This is a genomic window from Streptomyces mobaraensis, assembly GCF_020099395.1.
Lineage (GTDB): Bacteria > Actinomycetota > Actinomycetes > Streptomycetales > Streptomycetaceae > Streptomyces.
This window is the reverse complement of the sequence record NZ_CP083590.1, coordinates 6,646,545-6,664,804: the sequence shown is the minus strand read 5'-3', so window position 1 is coordinate 6,664,804 and position 18,260 is coordinate 6,646,545. Positions and strand designations below refer to the sequence as shown.

13 protein-coding genes and 2 pseudogenes are annotated in these 18,260 nt (G+C 72.9%); 9 read left to right on the top strand and 6 right to left on the bottom strand.

The window, feature by feature from the left end; all coding sequences use genetic code 11:
* The first annotated feature begins 25 nt into the window (after window positions 1-25).
* Window positions 26-1,456, top strand: a complete 1,431-nt coding sequence (locus K7I03_RS29615) for a lipase maturation factor family protein (RefSeq protein WP_185940795.1) — start codon at window positions 26-28, stop codon at window positions 1,454-1,456.
* A gap of 23 nt (window positions 1,457-1,479) precedes the next feature.
* Entirely contained in the window at window positions 1,480-2,490 is a 1,011-nt protein-coding gene (locus K7I03_RS29610; protein WP_185940794.1) for a PHP domain-containing protein, read from the top strand.
* A gap of 265 nt (window positions 2,491-2,755) precedes the next feature.
* On the opposite strand, the gene ligD is transcribed toward K7I03_RS29610, so the two are convergent.
* The 3 genes and pseudogenes from ligD to K7I03_RS29595 form a co-directional block, all read right to left on the bottom strand.
* A complete protein-coding gene (gene ligD, locus K7I03_RS29605; protein WP_185940793.1) occupies window positions 2,756-3,661 on the bottom strand; it encodes a non-homologous end-joining DNA ligase in 906 nt (301 codons plus the stop codon).
* A 16-nt stretch (window positions 3,662-3,677) separates the two neighbouring features.
* Window positions 3,678-4,763: a non-homologous end joining protein Ku gene (gene ku, locus K7I03_RS29600; RefSeq protein ID WP_224347278.1), complete on the bottom strand. Its 1,086-nt coding sequence runs from the start codon at window positions 4,761-4,763 to the stop codon at window positions 3,678-3,680.
* 174 nt (window positions 4,764-4,937) lie between these two features.
* Window positions 4,938-7,634, bottom strand: a pseudogene (locus tag K7I03_RS29595) (ATP-binding protein).
* Window positions 7,635-8,164: 530 nt separating this feature from the next.
* Between K7I03_RS29595 and K7I03_RS29590 the strand changes: the two are divergent.
* The 5 genes from K7I03_RS29590 (at window position 8,165) to K7I03_RS29570 (ending at window position 12,494) form a co-directional block, all read left to right on the top strand.
* Entirely contained in the window at window positions 8,165-9,652 is a 1,488-nt protein-coding gene (locus tag K7I03_RS29590) for a sensor histidine kinase (protein WP_221902529.1), read from the top strand.
* Between the two features lie 4 nt (window positions 9,653-9,656).
* On the top strand, window positions 9,657-10,064 hold the full coding sequence (locus K7I03_RS29585) for a roadblock/LC7 domain-containing protein (protein ID WP_004954301.1): 408 nt from the start codon (window positions 9,657-9,659) through the stop codon (window positions 10,062-10,064).
* Window positions 10,061-10,423: a DUF742 domain-containing protein gene (locus tag K7I03_RS29580; protein WP_185940792.1), complete on the top strand. Its 363-nt coding sequence runs from the start codon at window positions 10,061-10,063 to the stop codon at window positions 10,421-10,423. Before K7I03_RS29585 ends, K7I03_RS29580 begins: the two co-directional genes overlap by 4 nt.
* On the top strand, window positions 10,404-11,027 hold the full coding sequence (locus K7I03_RS29575) for a GTP-binding protein (protein ID WP_185940791.1): 624 nt from the start codon (window positions 10,404-10,406) through the stop codon (window positions 11,025-11,027). Before K7I03_RS29580 ends, K7I03_RS29575 begins: the two co-directional genes overlap by 20 nt.
* Before the next feature lie 87 nt (window positions 11,028-11,114).
* Entirely contained in the window at window positions 11,115-12,494 is a 1,380-nt protein-coding gene (locus tag K7I03_RS29570; RefSeq protein ID WP_398858190.1) for a cytochrome P450, read from the top strand.
* A 293-nt stretch (window positions 12,495-12,787) separates the two neighbouring features.
* Here K7I03_RS29570 and K7I03_RS29565 read toward each other — a convergent pair.
* A pseudogene (locus K7I03_RS29565) lies at window positions 12,788-13,408 on the bottom strand (terpene synthase family protein); the annotation flags it as partial.
* A 212-nt stretch (window positions 13,409-13,620) separates the two neighbouring features.
* A complete protein-coding gene (locus K7I03_RS29560; RefSeq protein WP_185940789.1) occupies window positions 13,621-14,532 on the bottom strand; it encodes a methyltransferase domain-containing protein in 912 nt (303 codons plus the stop codon).
* A gap of 562 nt (window positions 14,533-15,094) precedes the next feature.
* On the opposite strand from K7I03_RS29560, the gene lnt reads away from it, so the two are divergent.
* The gene (lnt, locus tag K7I03_RS29555) at window positions 15,095-16,693 is read left to right on the top strand and encodes an apolipoprotein N-acyltransferase (RefSeq protein WP_185940788.1); all 1,599 of its coding nucleotides are present in this window, start codon (window positions 15,095-15,097) and stop codon (window positions 16,691-16,693) included.
* Here lnt and K7I03_RS29550 read toward each other — a convergent pair.
* Window positions 16,635-17,570: a Gfo/Idh/MocA family protein gene (locus K7I03_RS29550; RefSeq protein ID WP_185940787.1), complete on the bottom strand. Its 936-nt coding sequence runs from the start codon at window positions 17,568-17,570 to the stop codon at window positions 16,635-16,637. The genes lnt and K7I03_RS29550 overlap by 59 nt on opposite strands.
* A gap of 131 nt (window positions 17,571-17,701) precedes the next feature.
* On the opposite strand from K7I03_RS29550, the gene K7I03_RS29545 reads away from it, so the two are divergent.
* A complete protein-coding gene (locus tag K7I03_RS29545; RefSeq protein WP_185940786.1) occupies window positions 17,702-18,217 on the top strand; it encodes a DinB family protein in 516 nt (171 codons plus the stop codon).
* Window positions 18,218-18,260 lie beyond the last annotated feature (43 nt).

Genomic DNA, 18,260 nt, shown 5'->3' with positions numbered 1-18,260 from the left:
GGGCGTGCGGGGTACTCGGAGGGGCATGGAGTGGTTCACGGCCTCCGGGTACGGGCTGAGCCGGCTGGTCTTCCAGCGCGGGCTGGCCGTCCTCTACCTGGTCGCCTTCGCCTCGGCGGCGCTGCAGTTCCGGGCGCTGATCGGGGAGCGCGGCATGCTGCCCGTACCGCGCTACCTGGCGTACGTCCCCGCGCGCCGGATCCCGACCCTCTTCCGGTGGCACTACTCGGACCGCTTCTTCGCGGGCTGCGCCTGGGCCGGGGCGCTGCTGGCCGCCGCGGTGGCGGCGGGCGCCGCCGACCTGGTGCCGCTGTGGGCGGCGATGCTGATGTGGCTGGTGCTGTGGGGGCTGTACCTGTCGATCGTCAACGTCGGCCAGACGTGGTACGGCTTCGGGTGGGAGTCGCTGCTGCTGGAGACCGGGTTCCTGGCCGTGTTCCTGGGGAACGCGCGGACGGATCCGCCGGTGCTGGTGCTGTTCCTGCTGCGCTGGCTCCTCTTCCGGGTGGAGTTCGGCGCCGGGCTGATCAAGATCCGCGGCGACCGCTGCTGGCGCGACCTGACCTGCTTGTACTACCACCACGAGACGCAGCCGATGCCCGGCCCGCTGAGCTGGTTCTTCCACCGGCTCCCCCGGCCGCTGCACCGGGTGGAGACCGCCGCCAACCACGTCGCCCAGCTGGTGGTGCCCTTCGGCCTCTTCGCGCCGCAGCCGGTGGCGAGCGTCGCGGCGGGGCTGGTGATCGTCACCCAGCTCTGGCTGGTCGCCTCGGGCAACTTCGCCTGGCTCAACTGGGTGACCATCGTGCTGGCCTTCGCGGCGGTGGACGGCGACGCGATGGCGGACCTGTTCTCGGTGACCGGCCCCTCCCCCGCCCCCTCGGCGCCGGTCTGGTACGAGGTCCTGGTGGTGGCGGTGACCGTGCTGGTCGCCGTGCTGAGCTGGTGGCCGGTGCGCAACCTGCTCTCGCGGGGGCAGCGCATGAACATGTCCTTCAACGCGTACCACCTGGTCAACACGTACGGCGCCTTCGGCAGCGTCAACCGGAGCCGGTACGAGGTGGTGGTCGAGGGGACGTCGGACACGGCCCTGGGCCCGGAAACCGCGTGGCGGGAGTACGGCTTCAAGGGAAAACCGGGCGATCCGCGCCGCCTGCCCCGGCAGTTCGCACCGTGGCACCTGCGGCTCGACTGGCTGATGTGGTTCGCGGGCATCTCCCCGGCTTACGCCCGGGACTGGTTCGGACCCTTCATCGAACGGCTGCTCGACAACGACCGGGACACCCTGCGCCTCCTCCGCCACAACCCGTTCCCCGACGCGCCGCCCACACACGTCCGCGCCCGGCTCTACCTCTACCGCTTCACCACCTGGCGCGAGCTGCGCACCACCGGCGCGTGGTGGCACCGCGAGCTGGTGCGCGAGTTCCTGCCACCGGCGGCGCTGCGGCGGCCGTGATGCCGGAGAGAGGAGACAACCGGATGGACCCCGTGGAGGCACTCGAACGGATCGCCTTCCTGCTGGAGCGCGACGGGGCGCCGACCTACCGCGTCCAGGCGTTCCGGACGGCGGCCGGCGTGGTCGCCGCGATGCCCGCCGAGGACGTCCGCCGCCGTGCGGAGGCCGGGTCGCTCACCGACCGCAAGGGCATCGGGCCGAAGACCGCGGCCGTCGTCGCCGAGGCGCTGCGCGGCGAGACGCCCGCCTACCTGGCCCGCCTGGAGCAGGAGGCGGACCGGCCGCTCACCGAGGGCGGCGCGGCGCTGCGGGCGGCCCTGCGCGGCGACTGCCATCTGCACTCGGACTGGTCGGACGGCGGCAGCCCCATCGACGTCATGGCCCGCGCGGCCCGCGACCTCGGCCACGAGTGGGCCGTACTCACCGACCACTCCCCCCGCCTGACCATCGCCCGCGGCCTGTCCGCCGAGCGGCTGCGGCAGCAGCTCGACGTGGTCGCCGAGGTCAACGAGGGGCTCGGGGACGGCTTCCGGCTGCTCACCGGCATCGAGTGCGACATCCTCCCCGACGGCTCCCTCGACCAGGAGGACGAACTCCTGGACCGGCTCGACATCGTCGTCGCCTCCGTCCACTCCAAGCTGCGCATGGACGCCGAGAGCATGACCCGCCGCCTCGTCACCGCCGTCGCCAACCCCCTCGTCGACGTCCTCGGCCACTGCACCGGCCGCCTCGTCGGCGGCAAACGCCCCGAGTCCGCCTTCGACGCCGAACTCGTCTTCACCGCCTGCGAACGCTTCGGCACCGCCGTCGAGATCAACAGCCGGCCCGACCGGCTGGACCCACCACGGCGGCTGCTGCGGCTGGCGCTGGAGACCGGGGCGCTGTTCGCGATCGACAGCGACGCGCACGCGCCGGGGCAGCTGGACTGGCAGGTGCTGGGGTGTGCGCGGGCGGAGGAGTGCGGGGTGCCGGCGGAGCGGGTGGTCACGACGTGGGGGCGGGAGGAGTTGCTCGCGTGGGCGCGGGGGAGGTAGCCCCGGTCCCTCCCCCAGAGGGGGTACCCCCACCTTCGCCGCTTCCTGGGGCTGCGCCCCAGACCCCCTTGTCCTCAAACTCCCCCAGAGGGGGTGCCCCCAACGGGCTGAATAGTCAGCCCGTTGGGGGCACCCCCTCTGGGGGAGTTTGAGGACAACCGCGCGCAGCGCGGTTTCGGGGGCTCGGGGGCCTGCCCCCGCAAGAAACTGGGGGCACCTCCCAGCGGTAGCTGGGGGAGAAAGGGCGGGTCCGGGGCACCCCACCTCACGGCAGCGAAGCCCGCACCGCATCCCCCACCACCGGCCCTAACAGATCCCCGAACTCCCCCACCCGCCCCACCACCCCCTCCAACCCGAACCCCAAATCCCCGGGCTCCCGACAGGAGCCCACCTCATCCCACGTCACCGGCGCCGCCACCCCCTCCCGCTCCCCCCGCACCCGCACCGTGTACGGCGCGGCCGTCGTCTTGGCGCTCGCGTTCTGGGACCAGTCGATCAGGACCTTCCCCCGCCGCTCCAGCTTCGCCATGGAGACGACGACCAGCCCGGGGTGCTCGTTCATCAGCCGGGTGGCGAGTCCCTTGGCGTAGGCGCTGACGGCACGCCCGGGGGCGGGGTGGATGGGGGCGTACAGGTGGAGGCCCTTGGAGCCGGAGACGACCGGGAAGGCGGTGAGGCCGTCCTCGTCAAGGAGCTGACGCAGCCGTTCGGCGACGCGGCAGCAGACGACGAGGTCGGTGCCGGGGCCGGGGTCCAGGTCGAGGACGACGCGGTCGTGGGCGTCGCGCCCGGCCGCGGCCGTCCACTGCGGTACGTGCACCTCGTACGCGCCGAGGTTGACCATGGCGACCAGCGCGGCGACCGAGTCGATCACCACCTGCTGAGTGGTGCCGTCCCGGTGCCGGACCGTGGCCCGCGGCACCCAGTCCGGCGCGCCGGGCGGCGGGTTCTTGGCGACCCAGCTCTCGCCCGCCGCGCCTTCCGGGGCCCGGACGAAGGACGCGGGGCGCCCGCTGATGTGCGGCAGCATCGCCGGGGCGATCCGCGCGTAGTAGTGCAGGACGTGGGCCTTGGTCTGGCCGGTGGCGGGGAACAGGACCCGTTCGAGGTGGGAGAGGGAGAGCCGGTGGCCCTCGATCTCCACTGTCTGGCGGCCGGGTGCGGCGGGCACGGGGGCGCCCGTTCCCTCAGGACGCCCGCTTCTTGCGCCGGCCGCCGCCGGACGGCTCGGGGGCGTGGGCCGTCAGGGCCTTCACCAGTTCCTCGCGGCTCATCGAGGAGCGGCCGGGGATCCCGGCGTCGGTGGCCCGCTGGTAGAGCTCCGTCTTGCTCAGCCCCTCCAGCTCCGCGGCGGCGGACTTCTTCGTCTCCTTCCCGGCCGCCTGCCGGGTGCGGCGCTTCTCCGCGGCGTCCTTGAGCTGTACGGGTGGCCGGAGCTCCGCTTCCTCCTTCGCCGTGCCGCCGCCGGTCTTCGCCTTCTCGATGCTGGCCTGCAGGGCGCCCATCAGGTCGATGACGTTGGTCGAGCGCGGTGCCGGCTCGCTCTTCTCCACCGTGCCGCCGGCCCGCTTGGCCTGGACGAGTTCGAGCACCTTCTCCTGGTAGGTGTCGTGGTACGTCTCGGGGTCCCAGTCGACGCTCAGCGCCTCCACCAGCTGTACGGCTGTGGCCAGTTCGCGCTCGGCGACCTTGGCGCGCTCGGGGAGCGTGCCGATCTCGGTGCGGGGGTCGCGGATCTCGTCGGCCCAGTGCAGGGTGTGCAGGGTGAGGATGTCGCCCTCGGCCTTCACCGCGACCAGGTACTCGCGGTTGCGCATCACGAACGTGGCGATCCCGGCCCGGTTCGACCGGCTCAGCGCCTCGTGGAGCAGCGCGTAGACCTTGGCGTACTCCTTGCTCTTGGGGCCCAGGTAGTACGTCTTGTCGAAGTAGATGGGGTCGATGGTGTCCAGGTCCACGAACCCGCTGATCTCCAGCGCCTTGGAGCGGCCCGGGGCGATCTCCTCCAGCTCCCCGGGTTCGACGACGACGTAGTCGTCCCCCATGTCGTACCCCTTGACGATCTCCGCGAGGGGGACTTCCTCGCCGGTGCGCTCGTTGACGCGCTTGTTGCGGACGCGGTCGGAGGTGCCGCGCTGGAGCTGGTTGAAGCGGATGGTGTGGGTTTCGGTGGCCGAGAACATCTGGACCGGCAGGGCTACCAGTCCGAAGGTGAGGGCTCCGCTCCACACCGCGTGTGCCATGACGTCCTCCGCGTCGGGGGTTTCCTCCATGGCACCCCGGTGCGGCGGAGATCGCATGTTGGAGTGCCCCAGACCCCCTGGTCCTCAAACGCCGGACGGGCTGATAAATCAGCCCGTCCGGCGTTTGAGGACCACCGCGCGGAGCGCGGTTTCGGGGTCTGGGGCGCAGCCCCCCAGGAAGCGGCGAAGGGGAGGGACCGGGGCTCACCCCACCCCGACTTCGGCCAGCTCCGCGCGAGCCGCCCCCGCCACCCCCTCCGCCCCGCACTCCTCCGCGATCCGCAACCCCTCCCGGAGCCGCTCCGCCGCCTCCTCGCCCCGCCCGACGCGCCGCAGGGCCGTGCCCAGGTCGACCAGCCCGCAGGCCCGCTCGTACCGGCACGGAGATGCGTCCAGATGCCGGACCGCCTGCTCCAGGCGGGGGACGGCCTCCTCGGGCGCGTCGGGTCCGGCGAGGGACGCGACCCGGCGCAGTGCCTCGCCGATCGCCGTCTCGGTGCCGAACCGGTTCGCGTATTTCAGGGAGCGGTCGGCGAGCTCGCGGGCCCGCTCGGGCTCCTCCGGGGCGACGGCGGTGGCCAGGTCGAGGGACCAGGGGGCCCAGAGGACGTTGTGCCTGCCGCGTTCGTCCAGCCTCCGGCCCGCCGCCTCCAGTTCGGTGACGGCTTCCTTGGTGCGGCCGAGGGCGAGGAGCAGCCTGCCGAGGACGCAGGCGGCGTCGGGCATGACCATGGCGGGCGGGTAGGGCGGGCCGAAGGAGTACTTCTCGGCGACGGCCTGGGCTTCGGCGACCTCGCCCTTGGCGAGCAGGGTGTCGATCAGCAGGCAGCTGCCGTCCCACTGGATGGGGACGCCGGGGCCCAGCCGGTCGGCGAGCCGCAGCCCCTCGCGGAGGAGGGCTTCGGCCTTCCGCAGGTCGCCGCGGCGGCGGTGGACGAGGCCGAGGAACTCGTGGGCGAAGGCGAGGTGTCCGCCGCGCCAGCCGGAGATCTCGAACTCCCGGATCGCCTCCTCGAACAGCTCCTCGGCCTTGTCCAGCCGGTCACAGAAGGCGTAGGTGATGCCGATGATGCTGGGGAGTTCGAAGCCCCACTCGGTGTTGGTCCAGCCCATGCCGTCGGCGAGGCGTCCGTCGACCAGGGCGCGGTCGGCGAGCTCGACGACCTGGAGGACGTCCTCGCCCTGGATCATGGCGTCGAAGGCCCGCAGGGCGAGCAGGGCCCGTTCGGCGTTGTCCCGGCCGCTGAGGCGTTCGGCCAGGTCGGCGATCTCCTGGGAGCGGGCGTGCGCGCCCTCTTCCTCCAGCTGGATGCCCTTCCAGAGGAAGTGGGCGGCCTGGAGGCGCATCCGGCCGGGGCCGTCGGGGGCCTGCCCGGCGTGCTCGGCGACTACTTCGGCGGCCTCGGCGAGCTGGCTGTTGTGGGCGTACGCCTGGGAGAGCCGGTAGGTGGCGTCGACGCGCAGGTTCTTGGGCAGCCCGGACAGGGCCAGCGCCGAGCGCAGGTGGTTGATGGTGGTGGGCGGCGAGGTGAGCAGGGCGGAGCAGCCCAGTTCGAAGAGGACCTCGGCGCGGTCCTCCTCCGGGGGCGGCTCGGCCAGCGCGCGCTCCAGACACCGCTGGGCCGCCTCGGGCGCGCCGACGGCCAGGTGTTCGCGGGCGGCCTCGCGCAGCTGCCGGACGAGGTCGGGGTCGCCGTCGGGGTGGACCTACAGCAGGTGCCGGGAGGCGGCGGCCGGGCCGTGGCCGGCGTTGGTGACCGCCCAGGCGGCGAGGCCGTGCATGGCGGTGCGGGCGGCGGGCGGGATGGCCCGGTAGACGGCGGTGGCGATCAGCGGGTGGACGAACTCCAGCTCGGCGGCGCCGGTGAGGATGCGGGCCTCGCGCAGCCGGTCGGCGCAGACCGCGCCCTCGGCCGGGCTCATGCCGGCGAGCATGGCCGCCACCCGTACCTGGATCTCGGTGCCGAGCACCGACGCGCCCCAGGCGAACCGGGTGGTGGCGTTGCCCAGCCGCTCCAGCCGGGCGACCAGGCCGCTGCCGCGGGCGGCGGCGCCGAGTTCGCGCAGCAGGGCGGCGGACTCCTCCATGGGCCGCAGGCTGCGGTCCCGGGCCTTGGCGACGAGCTCGACGGCCTCGTAGGGGTTGCCGCCGGTGACGGCCCAGACCTCGCGGCAGAACGGGTCGTCGGCCTCCCGGCCCATGGCGGTGCGCACCAGCTCGGCGACCGCGCCGGGGGTGAGCGGGTGCAGGGTGACCGGCCGGTTGCCGCGGCCGTTCACCAGGTCCGCGAAGGCCGGTGAGTGCTTGGGGAGTTCGTCGGGCCGGTAGGCGACGGCGAGCAGGACCGGCAGTTCCGTCAGCCGGACGGTGAAGGACGTCAGCCAGGCGAGCGACGCCGCGTCGGCCCAGTGCGCGTCGTCGACGACGAGGACGAGCCGCTCCTTCGTACAGGCCAACCGCGTGACGAGCCAGTCGAGTCCGTCGCGCACGCCCTGCGGGTCGGCCTGCGGGCCCACCGGTGGCGCGATGCCGAGGGCGGGGCCCGCGATGTCGTACCAGTCGCCCAGGATCTCCCGGCGCTGCCGCTCCTCCATCGGCGCCAGGGCGGGCTGGAGCAACTGCCGTACGACATGGAAGGGGACGGACTGCGCCTGCTCGCCGCCGCGGGCGGCGAGGACCGTGCAGCCGCCGCGCTCGGTGGCCAGCCTGCGCATCTCCCCGAGCAGGGCGGTCTTGCCGACGCCCGCGTCGCCGTTGAAGAGGAGGAGTCCGCCGGACGGCCGGCCGGTTCCGTCCGCGCCGCCGCACAGGGCCTCCACGGCCCGCTCCGCGGCGGCCACCTCCTGTTCGCGCTCGAACAGGGCGGTGTACGGGCGCCGTTCGTGCTCTTGCCGCGTCATGACGTGTCTCCCGTATGAGTGTGGTGGAGCGAGCCTAGCCGGACGTCCGGACGCCGGGGGGAGGGTTCGTCGGACTGACCGCCCGGGGAGACCCCGGAACCTCCCGGCGGTACGGCGCGCCGATCGCCCGGAGCACGGCCCACCGATCTCCCGAACGCATTTTCAGGCCATTCAAAAATGTTTTCGAGAATCCGTTCCCGGGGCCATTGTGACGCCTTTCGAATTGCCTCGTCAGCCCTTTCCGCGAATATGACAACTTCGCGCCGGACGACCGCGCGACAGGCTACGCTCCATTCCCGCAGCGGTCGTGGCGACTACGGCTCGCTGCCGCCGACCGCCGCGCCGACGCGACCGGAGAACCCCGGCGAACCCCGGCGAACCCGGGGAGATCCCGGGGAATCCGGGAACCTCGGCCTCTGCTCACACCCGTTCGCACCGTCCGCAATCCCCTGTCGGGCGCCGGCGGCGACGCCTCCCCCGTGGTCCCACGTCGCCCCCCGACACATTCCCCCAAGCCCCCGAGGAACTCGATGGTTGGTACTGGATCGTCACCTCAAGTCAGGCGGCCCGCCTCGTCCCTCATATGGCTGGTCCCTCCTGTGGTGCTGGCGGTCTGCACCGCCACCGCTGCCCTGCTGGCCCCCCTGGACGTCCGCACCCCGACGGCCTGGTGCGGGGCCGCCGCCACCGTGGCGGTCGCCCTGACCTCGTCGGAGGCCGCCCGTCGGGGCCGGGTCATCAACTCCCTGCGGCGCCGGTGCGCCGAACAGGAGGCCGCCCTCCGCCACCAGCTGGCCCAACAGGACGCCGCTACCGCCCGGTTGGCGAGCGAACTGCTCCCCAAGGCCGTGGAGATGCTCCAGCGCGGCGCCTTCGCCGACGAGGTGGTCCGCGCCGTCGCGCCGTCCCCCTCGGACAGCTCCCCGTACGCCGCCGAGCACCGCAAGGTCATCCGGTTCGTGGTCGAGGCGGTCCAGGCCGAGGAGGGCCTGCGCGACTCGGCCCACCGGGCGTTCGTCAACATCGCGCGCCGCGTCCAGGCGATCGTCCACCAACAGGCCACCGACCTCCGGGAGATGGAGGACCGGCACGGCAACACCCCCGAGGTCTTCAGCGATCTGCTCCACCTCGACCACGGCACCGCGCTGATCGGCCGGCTCGCGGACAGCATCGCCGTCCTCGGTGGCTCCCGCCCCGGCCGCCAGTGGAAGAACCCGGTGCCGCTGTACAACGTCCTGCGCGGCGCGATGTCCCGGATCATGGACTACCGCCGGGTCGACCTGCACTCGGTCGCCGACGTCGCCATCACCGGACCGGGCGTCGAGCCCGTCATCCACGCCGCGGCCGAACTGCTCGACAACGCCACCCGGTACTCCCCGCCCGAGACGCGGGTGCACCTGACGGCCGTCGAGATCCAGTCCGGCGTCGCCATCGAGATCGAGGACGCGGGCGTCGGCCTCACCGACGAGCACCGCCGCCGCACCGACCGGGTGCTGGAGATGGCCGACCGCGGCTTCGACCTCGACGACCTCGGCGAGACCCCGCGGCTGGGCCTGGCCGTGGTCAGCCGGCTGGCCAAGAACTACGACTTCCGGGTGTCCCTGCGGCCCTCGGCGTACGGCGGGGTGCGCGCCGTCCTGATCGTCCCGAGCGAACTGGTCACCGCCAGCGCCACCCCGGGCGGCGAGATCGCCCGCGCCGCCACGCTGCCGCCCCCCAAGGTCCGCAAGAAGCCCGGCCGTCCGCTCCCCGACCCGCCGCCCGCGATGGAGACCCCCGCCGTGGGCACCCACACCGCCAACGGCCTTCCGCAGCGCCGCCGGCGCGCCCTCGGCATGGCCGCCCGCGCGGCGGCGGTCGCTCCGGCCACCGCCGAGAACGCGCCGCGTACGGAGCCGGAGACCGAGCCCACCCAGCCGGGCCTGTGGCTGGCCGCGTTCACCAGCGCCCTCAAGGGCGACGCCCCGGAGGGCGACCGGGGCCCGACCAGTGATGACCCGTCAGACGAGAAAGAGTAGCCAAGTGACGCAGCAGCGGTTCAACATGGACTGGATGCTCAAGGATCTGGCATCCAGCGTGCCCCAGATCCGGCACGTGATCGTGCTGTCCTCGGACGGCCTGCGCATGGCTCAGCACGGCACGGACACCGACGCCGCGGACCGGCTGGCCGCCGCGTGCGCGGGACTGCAGAGCCTGTCCACGGCGGTGGCCGCCGAGTTCCCGCACGGCGACGGGCAGATGCGGCTGGTGGTGATCGAGGTGGACGGCGGTTTCTTCTACCTCATGGCCGCCGGTGCCGGCGCGTTCCTGGCGGTGCTCGCCGACGACGACGTCGACGCCGGGCTGATGGGACACCGGATGCGCGACCTGGTCGCCAGGATCGGCGAGCACCTCACCAGTCCCCCGCGGGTCACCGGGCCGGTGGCATGAGCAAACCCGAAAGGGCATGGGATCCCGGCAATCCGGACCGGCTGTACATCGTCACCAAGGGCTGCGGCGAGTCGAAGCAGGGCACCACCAGGCTGGACCTGGTGACCCTGATCGTCGCCCGTACGGAGACCGACCCCGGTCTCCAGCCCGAGCACGGGACGATCGTGCGCATGTGCGACTACCCGCTGTCCGTCGCCGAGATATCCGCTTACCTCACGCTGCCCGTCAGCACGGTGACCGTCCTCCTCACCGACCTCCTCACCCGGGGTCATGTGGAAGCCAGACCCCCGGTCCCCGTCGCTGCCCTTCCTGACGTAAGCCTCCTGGAGGCGGTGATGCATGGACTACAAAACCTCTGACCCCCACACCGGTCCCAGGAGGGAGGACATCCTCCCGGCCACCGCCGCGGCGGCGGTGAAGGTCGTGATCGTGGGCGGCTTCGGGGTCGGCAAGACCACCCTCGTCGGCACGGTGAGCGAGATCAGACCGCTCACCACCGAGGAGACGATGACCCAGGCCGGCGTCGGCGTGGACGACATCGCGGGGATCGAGCAGAAGATCGAGACCACCGTGGCCATGGACTTCGGCCGCATCAGCATCAACGAGCAACTGGTGCTGTACCTGTTCGGGACCCCCGGGCAGGAGCGGTTCTGGTTCCTCTGGGACGGCCTCTTCGAGGGCGCCCTGGGCGCGGTGGTGCTGCTCGACACCCGCCGCCTGGAGGTCAGTTACGAGGTCGTGGGCATCCTGGAGGAGCGCGGCGTGCCCTTCGTGGTCGCCGTCAACGCCTTCCCCGGCGCCCCCGTCCACCCGGTCTCCGAGCTGCGGGCGGCGATGGATCTTCCCGAGTCCGTGCCGATCTTCGCGTGCGACGCCCGCGACCGCGCCTCCTGCCGCGACGCCCTGATGACCCTCATGCGGTACCTGTACAGCCTCGCTCACACCACCCCGGAGCCACAGTGACCCCTCCCGACGAGCACTCCCGTGCCGACGCCGCGCAGGCGGCCCCCCCCGCCGCAGTGCCCGGCCCACGCCTACGGGGACGGCGGCGTGGCCCGGCTGTACGGGCCGGCCGCCGAGGACGACCCGATGGGCCTGTACGAGCAGCTCCGCGAGCGGCACGGGGCGGTGGCGCCGGTCCTGCTCAGCGGGGACGTCCCGGCCTGGCTGGTGCTGGGCTACCGGGAGAACCTGGACGTGACCCGGACGCCGTCGCGGTTCTCCCGCGACTCGCGGATCTGGCGGGCCATGCGCGAGGGGCGGATCGGCCCGGAGCACCCGCTGGCGCCCATCGCCACCTGGCAGCCCATCTGCTCGATGGCCGACGGGCAGGCGCACGAGCGGTGGCGCGGCGCCATCAACGACTCCATCGCCCGGTTCGACCGGCGGGGCGTACGGCGGCACATCACCCGGTTCGCCAACGAGCTGATCGACGAGTTCTGCGCGACGGGCACCGCCGACCTGGTGCACGCGTTCGCGGAACCGCTGCCCATGATGGTGATGACCCAACTTCTCGGCATGCACGAGGAGTACAGCCCGGAACTGGTGCAGGCCGCCCGGGACATGATCAAGGGCACCGAGACCGCCGTCCGCAGCAACGCGTTCGTCCAGGCGGCGCTGCGCCGGACGGTGGAGCGCAAGCACCGCGAGCCGGGCCCGGACTTCACCAGCTGGCTGCTGGAGCACGAGTCCAAGCTGTCGGACGAGGAGGTGCAGCAGCACCTGCGGCTGGTGCTGATCGCGGCCTTCGAGACCACGGCCAACCTGATCGCGAACACCCTGCGGATGGTGCTCACCGATCCCCGCTGCCGGGCCAACCTGGCGGGCGGCCATATGACGCTGCCGGACGCGGTCGAGCAGACGCTGTGGGACGAGCCGCCGTTCATCACCATCCTCGGCCGCTGGGCGACCCAGGACACCGAGCTGGCCGGGCACCGGATCAAGGCCGGGGACGCCCTGGTGCTGGGGCTGGCCGCGGCCAACGTGGACACGGCGATCCGGCCGGACCCCACCACGCCGGTGCACGGCAACCGCTCGCACCTGGCGTTCAGCGGCGGCGCCCACGAGTGCCCCGGCCAGGACATCGGCCGGGCCATCGCGGACACCGGCATCGACGCGCTGATCACCCGGCTGCCGGACGTCCGGCTGGCGGTGTCCGAGACCGAGCTGCGCTGGTCGTCGTCACTGATGTCCCGTCATCTCGTCGCGCTGCCCGCGCAGTTCACGGCGGCGGCGCCGCTGCCGCCGGCTCCTCCCGAGCCGACGGCCGAGTCCCTGGCACGGGAGGAGGACGGCGGCTCCGGCGGTCAGACCTCGGCCGGCGACCGTGCGACGCGCGTCCCGGCGCCGCCCGCCGACGCCCCCTCGTCCGCGGGCCGGTCGCGCGGCGCGTGGTGGAGGTCGTTCGTCCGCTGGTTCCGGGGTGAGTGATCCGCCGCGTGGGACAGCGCGTCGAGCTGGTCCCACCACCAGGCGGCGGAGGGGATGGGCAGCGGTCCGGTCGCCGGGTCGCTGGGCGTGTCCCGCCAGGTAATGCCGTAGGTGGCCCCCGGCACCGGAAGGTCGTACCGGTTCCGGGGGCTGGCGTAGCGGGGGGCCGCGTTCATCCACCGGATGCAGCCGGCGATGTAGTGGCCCAGCGCTTCGAGATAGCGGGTGAGGTCGGGGCCCGCGTCCCGGGCGATCCGGTCGCGCAGCCGCAGGAACAGGGTCATGGCCCGGTCCCTTATGGCGAGGGCTTCCGTGAGCGCCCGGTCGGCGGAGGTGCCGTTGTGGTGGACGAGGACGTTGACGATGTTCTGGTCGGTGGTCTCGTGGTCGTCCTCCTTGGCGTAGGAGAACAGGTCGTTGTCGCAGCTGACGATGAACCCGGCGGCCTCGGTGAGCGCCTGGACGGGGGCGGAGGCCAGCTCGGGGGCGGGCACCTCGATGCCGTTGGCGATCTCGCTCCAGGCGAGGGAGAAGCGGGTGCCGTTGATCGAGGGGCGCAGCGCCACGTAGTCGGAGAGCGTGGGCATCACCCGGCGTTCGATGTTGCTGACCTGCCAGGAGGCGCCGAACAGCCAGTCGCGCATGCCTTCGGCGACCCGGCGGAGCTGGACCGGGGTGGCCACGGCCCGGGTCCTGGCGGCGAGGTCCTCCAGCGCCCGGTCGAACGGGGAGTCGCCGAGCATGGCGGAGCCGGGCGCCTCCAGGCAGCGGGAGATCCGGGCGTTGAGGTCGACGATGTGGGCGGTGTTGACGTCGGCGGCGCCGGTGTCGTGCCAGATGTCGTCGAGGGCGAACGCCCAGTGGTTCCACTCGATGAAGAGGAGCAGGGGTTCGTCGCGGCCGTGGGGGATCATCCGGCAGCTGAAGTCGGTGCTGTGGGTGGCGATGCTCCAGGCGCGGTCGGTGGCGTCGCGGAAGATGCCGGTGGCGTCCAGCCAGGCGACGGCCCGTTTCTCCAGTGCGTCGCGGCGGGGGTGGACGGCGTCGGGGATCGGGCAGTAGAAGGGGGGCAGCCGCCAGCCGATGGCGCTGGCGCGCGGCGGGGGACCGTAGGGGACGACCATGCTCAGTTGCCCTCCATCCGGAAGAGCAGCAGGCGGGTCTCGACGGCGTGATCGCGCCAGGCGCGGAAGAGCTTGCCGTGGGTGAGGGCGGATTCGTGCAGCCGCTCCACGGTGATGGGGGACGGTTCGTCCTGCGTCCGCTGCACCCGGTCGAGTTCGGCGGTGGTCCAGGCCATGGACTGGACCCAGAACTCGGCGACGCGGTCGGTGATGTCCTCGTCCTGTTCGAGTTCGAAGCCGGCCGCGCGGGCGGCGGAGATGTACTCGGCGAGGGTGCCGAGGCGGGTCTTGTAGTAGCCGTCGATGAAGGTGGTCCACTCGGGCCGGCAGAGGAAGTGCTCCTGGATGCCGAACCAGCCGCCGGGGCGCAGGGACTTGGCGACGACCCGGAAGAGGCGTTCGCGGTCCATGTAGCCGGAGCTCTCGATGGCGACGGCCGCGTCGTAGCTGGCCTCCTCGCAGAGGTCGTGGATGTCGCCGAGGACCGGGGTGACGAGGTCCTCGACGCCGGCCTCGCGGACGAGGTCGGCCATCACCGGGACGTGCTTGGCGGTGACGGTGATGGCGGTGACGGAACTGCCGTACTCCTGGGCCCAGTAGATGGAGCCGCCGCCGATGCCGCAGCCGATGTCGAAGAGCTGGTGCGGCGGGTTGTCCGGTACGCCCCAGAGGCGGGCGGCGTGGTCGAGGACCGTTTCCTGTGAGGCGCGCAGCCGGTTGCGCAGGACGCGCTGCGAGACGGTGGTGTTGGGGTGGACGCCGGGCTCGAACATGCCCACGTGAAAGTGGATCCGGGGGCCGGGGCCGTACTTGTGGAGGATCTCGGCGGTCTTCCTGGAGTAGTACGACGGCACCTGGGCCTCATCACACGCCGCATCAGAAGCTGCGGTCACCTCGGCGACAAGGTTGTCCATGGGATCCCTCCGGGACGTCAACGATCGGTGGACGGATGGAAGGGGAGTCAGGCCGCGGGTGGTTCCCGTGCCCGGCGGCGACGGGATTGCCGTTCGATCACATGCGCGAGTCACGCCGCCCCCCAGCAACAAGCGACCAGCATTCCTGTCCAGTTTTGCCCGGTACCTGCCCAGGGCGGCTCGTCGATAACCCGTGATACGTACCGGCGTACGCCTTTCTGACGCCGCGGGCCAGGATCGTTTCGTTTCACTTTGGACCGCATAGCACCGTTTCCCCGCCTCGTTGAGATGAGAAAGGCTGAAACTTGCACGCTGTTGTCGGGGTTTTGGCCTCGCCAAGGACCGATATCCGGACGCCCGGCAGATGGCCGGATCCCGATCGTGCGTATGGTGTGCGGACGAACGTAGGGGGCGCTCCCACTTGTGAAGGTGCGCCCTTTCACGGCGTCCCCCTGTTTCCGGGACGACGCGGTGCGTCGCAGCCGCCTCACGGCCGGTCCCGCCGCGCGCCGCGCACACTGGACCTCAGGCCGGGGACCCGGCCCCGACGAGGGAGAACGTGATGAGGGTGAGGTTCCCGGCGCGGACGTCCGGGAGGTCCGCGGCGCCGGCGTCCGGGCCGTCCCCCGCCGGGGGGCGGTGGCGCGTGCCCGGCGCGGTCGTCGCGGGCGCCTTCCCGGCCCTCGCCTTCCCCGCGCCGTCCCTGTGGTGGCTGGCCTACGCGGCCCTCGTCCCCTGGCTGCTGCTGGTCCGCTCGGCCGGCTCGCCGCGCCGGGCCGCGCGGGAGGCGTGGCTGGGCGGCGCCGGCTTCCTGCTCGCCGTCCATCATTGGCTGCTGCCCAGTCTCCATGTCTTCATCCTGGTGCTGGCGGCGCTGCTGGGACTGCTGTGGGTGCCCTGGGGCCTGCTGGTCCACCGGCTGCTGGGCGGCCGCCCGGGGCCCGGCCGGGTGGCGGCGGCCCTGGTCCTGGTGCCCGCGGGCTGGCTGCTGGCCGAACTCGTCCGCTCCTGGGAGTACCTGGGCGGCCCCTGGGGGCTGCTGGGCGCGAGCCAGTGGCAGGTACCGCCGGCGCTGCGGCTGGCGTCCGTCGGCGGTGTCTGGCTCGTCGGCCTGCTGCTGGTGGCCGTCAACACCGCGCTCGCCGCGGTGCTCGCGCTGCCGCGCGCCCGGCTCGCCGGCCTGGCCGGGCTGACCGGCTGCGCCGCGGTCACCGCCGGGGTGTGGTGGTGGGCGCCGCAGCCGCGGCCGGCCGGGACGGCGCGGATCGCGATCGTCCAGCCCGGCGTGATCGACGGTCCGGACCGGCGCCTGGAGCGCGAAGCGGCGCTCACCCGGACACTGACCGGCCGTGGTGTGGATCTGGTGGTGTGGGGCGAGAGCAGTGTCGGCACCGACCTCGGCGCCGACCCCGCGCTGCGCGCCCGGCTCGCGGCGCTGTCCCGTACGGTCGGCGCCGACCTGCTCGTCAACGTGGACGCGCGCCGCTCGGACCGGCCCGGCATCTTCAAGAGCTCGGTGCCGGTCGGCCCGGACGGCCCCACCGGCGACCGCTACGACAAGATGCGGCTGGTGCCCTTCGGCGAGTACGTGCCCGCCCGCTCGCTGCTGGGCTGGGCCACCTCGGTGGGCAAGGCGGCGACCGAGGACCGCCGGCGCGGCGACCGGCAGGTCGTCATGACGCTGCCGTCGGGACACGGCGCGGGCCTGCGGATCGGCCCGCTGGTGTGCTTCGAGACGGCGTTCCCCGACATGAGCCGCCACCTGGCCGCCGACGGCGCCCGGGTGCTCGTCGCCCAGTCCTCGACCTCGTCGTTCCAGCACGGCTGGGCGCCGGCCCAGCACGCTTCACTGGCCGCGCTGCGGGCCGCCGAGACCTGGCGGCCGATGGTCCACGCCACGCTGACCGGGGTGAGCGCGGTGGCCGACGCGCAGGGCCGCCCGGTCGGCCGCCGGCTGGGCACCGGCACCTCGGCGGCGGCCGTGTACGACGTCCCGCTGGCGAGCGGCACCAGTTTCTATGTACGCGCCGGGGACTGGGCGGTGTACGCGGCCCTGGCCGCGCTGGCGCTGTACGGCGGCGTGGCGGGCGTACGGGCCCGCGTCAGGCGCTCCGCTTCTCCCTGGCGGTCTTCTCCGTGGCGTTCCTCTCCACGGCGTTGACGATCCGCTCGCACAACTCATGGGTGCGCAGGGCGTCCTCGGAGTCCGGGGTCCTTCCCTCGCGGACCGCGTCGAGGAACGCCGTGACGCACTGCTCGATGCCGCGCTGCCGGGCCACCGGCGTCCAGTCGCCGCGCCGTCGGACCGTCCGCGCCCCGTCGTGGTCGACGACCTCGGCGAGGTCGCGGACCTCCCGCTTCCGGTCCTGCCCGGAGACCTCCAGGATCTCCTCGACGGATCCGCCGCGGCGGTTCATGACCCCGAGCGCCGTGAACCCGTCGCCGGCGAGCGTGAGCACCAGGTGCTCCAGCAGGCCGTCGACGACCCTGGCCCGCACGTCCACGTCCGTCACCGGGCCGGGGGCCAGGAAGCGGAGCGTGTCCGCGACGTGAATGAAGTCGTCGTAGACCATCGACCGGGCGTCCTCGGCCAGGCCCACCCGGTTCTTCTGCAGCACGATCAGGTCGCGGGGATGGTCGAGGCAGGCCGCGTAGCCGGGCGCGTACCGGCGGTTGAAACCGACGGTGAGCGGCACACCGCGGTCCCGGGCCAGGCCGACCAGCCGCTCGCAGTCGGCGAGTTCGCGGGCGAGCGGCTTGTCCACGAAGACCGGTACGCCCGCCTCCAGGAGCCGGCCGACGATCTCCGGGTGGACGGCGGTGGGGGCGTGCACGAGCACGGCGTCCGGGCGGGCGGCGAGCAGCGCGTCCAGATCGGCGTGGCGATGCGCCTCCGGTATCCGGTGGGCGTCCCCGACGCGGGCCAGGGTGGCGGGGGTTCTGGTCTGCAGGTGCAGTTCCAGTCCGGGCAGGGCGCCGAGCACCGGCAGGTACGCCTTCCGCGCGATGTCCCCGAGTCCGACACAGCCGACCTTCACAGATCCTCCTCGATGCGTGGATCCGTGCAGCATACGGGGAGGGAGCCCCGGGAGCCCCGACGGCCGCCGGGACGCGGGCTTCCCCGGAAAAGGGTGTGCCGGGTTCCGTGTCCCGGGGCAGGATGACCGCCATGACCGAACCCCAGCGGCGCAAGCCGCCCCACATCGCCGACGAGACCACGTCCCTGGAGGCGTTCCTCGACTTCCAGCGGGCGACCCTGGAGCACAAGTGCGCGGGCCTGGACGACGCGGGGCTGCGCACCGCCTCCGTACCGCCGTCCCCGCTGACGCTGCTGGGGCTCGTCCGGCACATGGCGGACGTCGAACGGCACTGGTACCGCCGGGTGTTCGCGGGCGAGGACGCCCCGCCGCGGTTCTACAGCGACGAGAACGAGGACGGCGACTTCGCGTTCCCGGCGGACGCCACCTGGGAGGAGGCCCTCACCGCCTGGCGGGAGGAGGTGGCGGCGGCCCGCGCGGCGGTACGCGGCCGCTCCCTGGAGGAGACGAGCGTGGGCCGGCACCACAAGACGGGACAGCCGATCGGTCTGCGGTGGATCCACCTGCACATGATCGAGGAGTACGCGCGCCACAACGGACACGCGGACCTCATCCGGGAGCGCGTCGACGGAGCGACCGGCTCGTGACGCCCGCCGGGGGCGCGCGGACCCGGTGACGGCCCGGCGTCAC

Excerpts from the sequence above, each read along its gene's own strand:
- K7I03_RS29590 (WP_221902529.1), top strand. The coding sequence starts at position 8,165 with ATGGTTGGTACTGGATCGTCACCTCAAGTCAGGCGGCCCGCCTCGTCC.
- lnt (WP_185940788.1), top strand. The coding sequence starts at position 15,095 with ATGAGGGTGAGGTTCCCGGCGCGGACGTCCGGGAGGTCCGCGGCGCCG.
- K7I03_RS29615 (WP_185940795.1), top strand. The coding sequence starts at position 26 with ATGGAGTGGTTCACGGCCTCCGGGTACGGGCTGAGCCGGCTGGTCTTC.
- ku (WP_224347278.1), bottom strand. The coding sequence starts at position 4,763 with ATGGAGGAAACCCCCGACGCGGAGGACGTCATGGCACACGCGGTGTGG.
- K7I03_RS29610 (WP_185940794.1), top strand. The coding sequence starts at position 1,480 with ATGGACCCCGTGGAGGCACTCGAACGGATCGCCTTCCTGCTGGAGCGC.
- K7I03_RS29575 (WP_185940791.1), top strand. The coding sequence starts at position 10,404 with ATGGACTACAAAACCTCTGACCCCCACACCGGTCCCAGGAGGGAGGAC.
- K7I03_RS29545 (WP_185940786.1), top strand. The coding sequence starts at position 17,702 with ATGACCGAACCCCAGCGGCGCAAGCCGCCCCACATCGCCGACGAGACC.
- K7I03_RS29560 (WP_185940789.1), bottom strand. The coding sequence starts at position 14,532 with ATGGACAACCTTGTCGCCGAGGTGACCGCAGCTTCTGATGCGGCGTGT.
- K7I03_RS29580 (WP_185940792.1), top strand. The coding sequence starts at position 10,061 with ATGAGCAAACCCGAAAGGGCATGGGATCCCGGCAATCCGGACCGGCTG.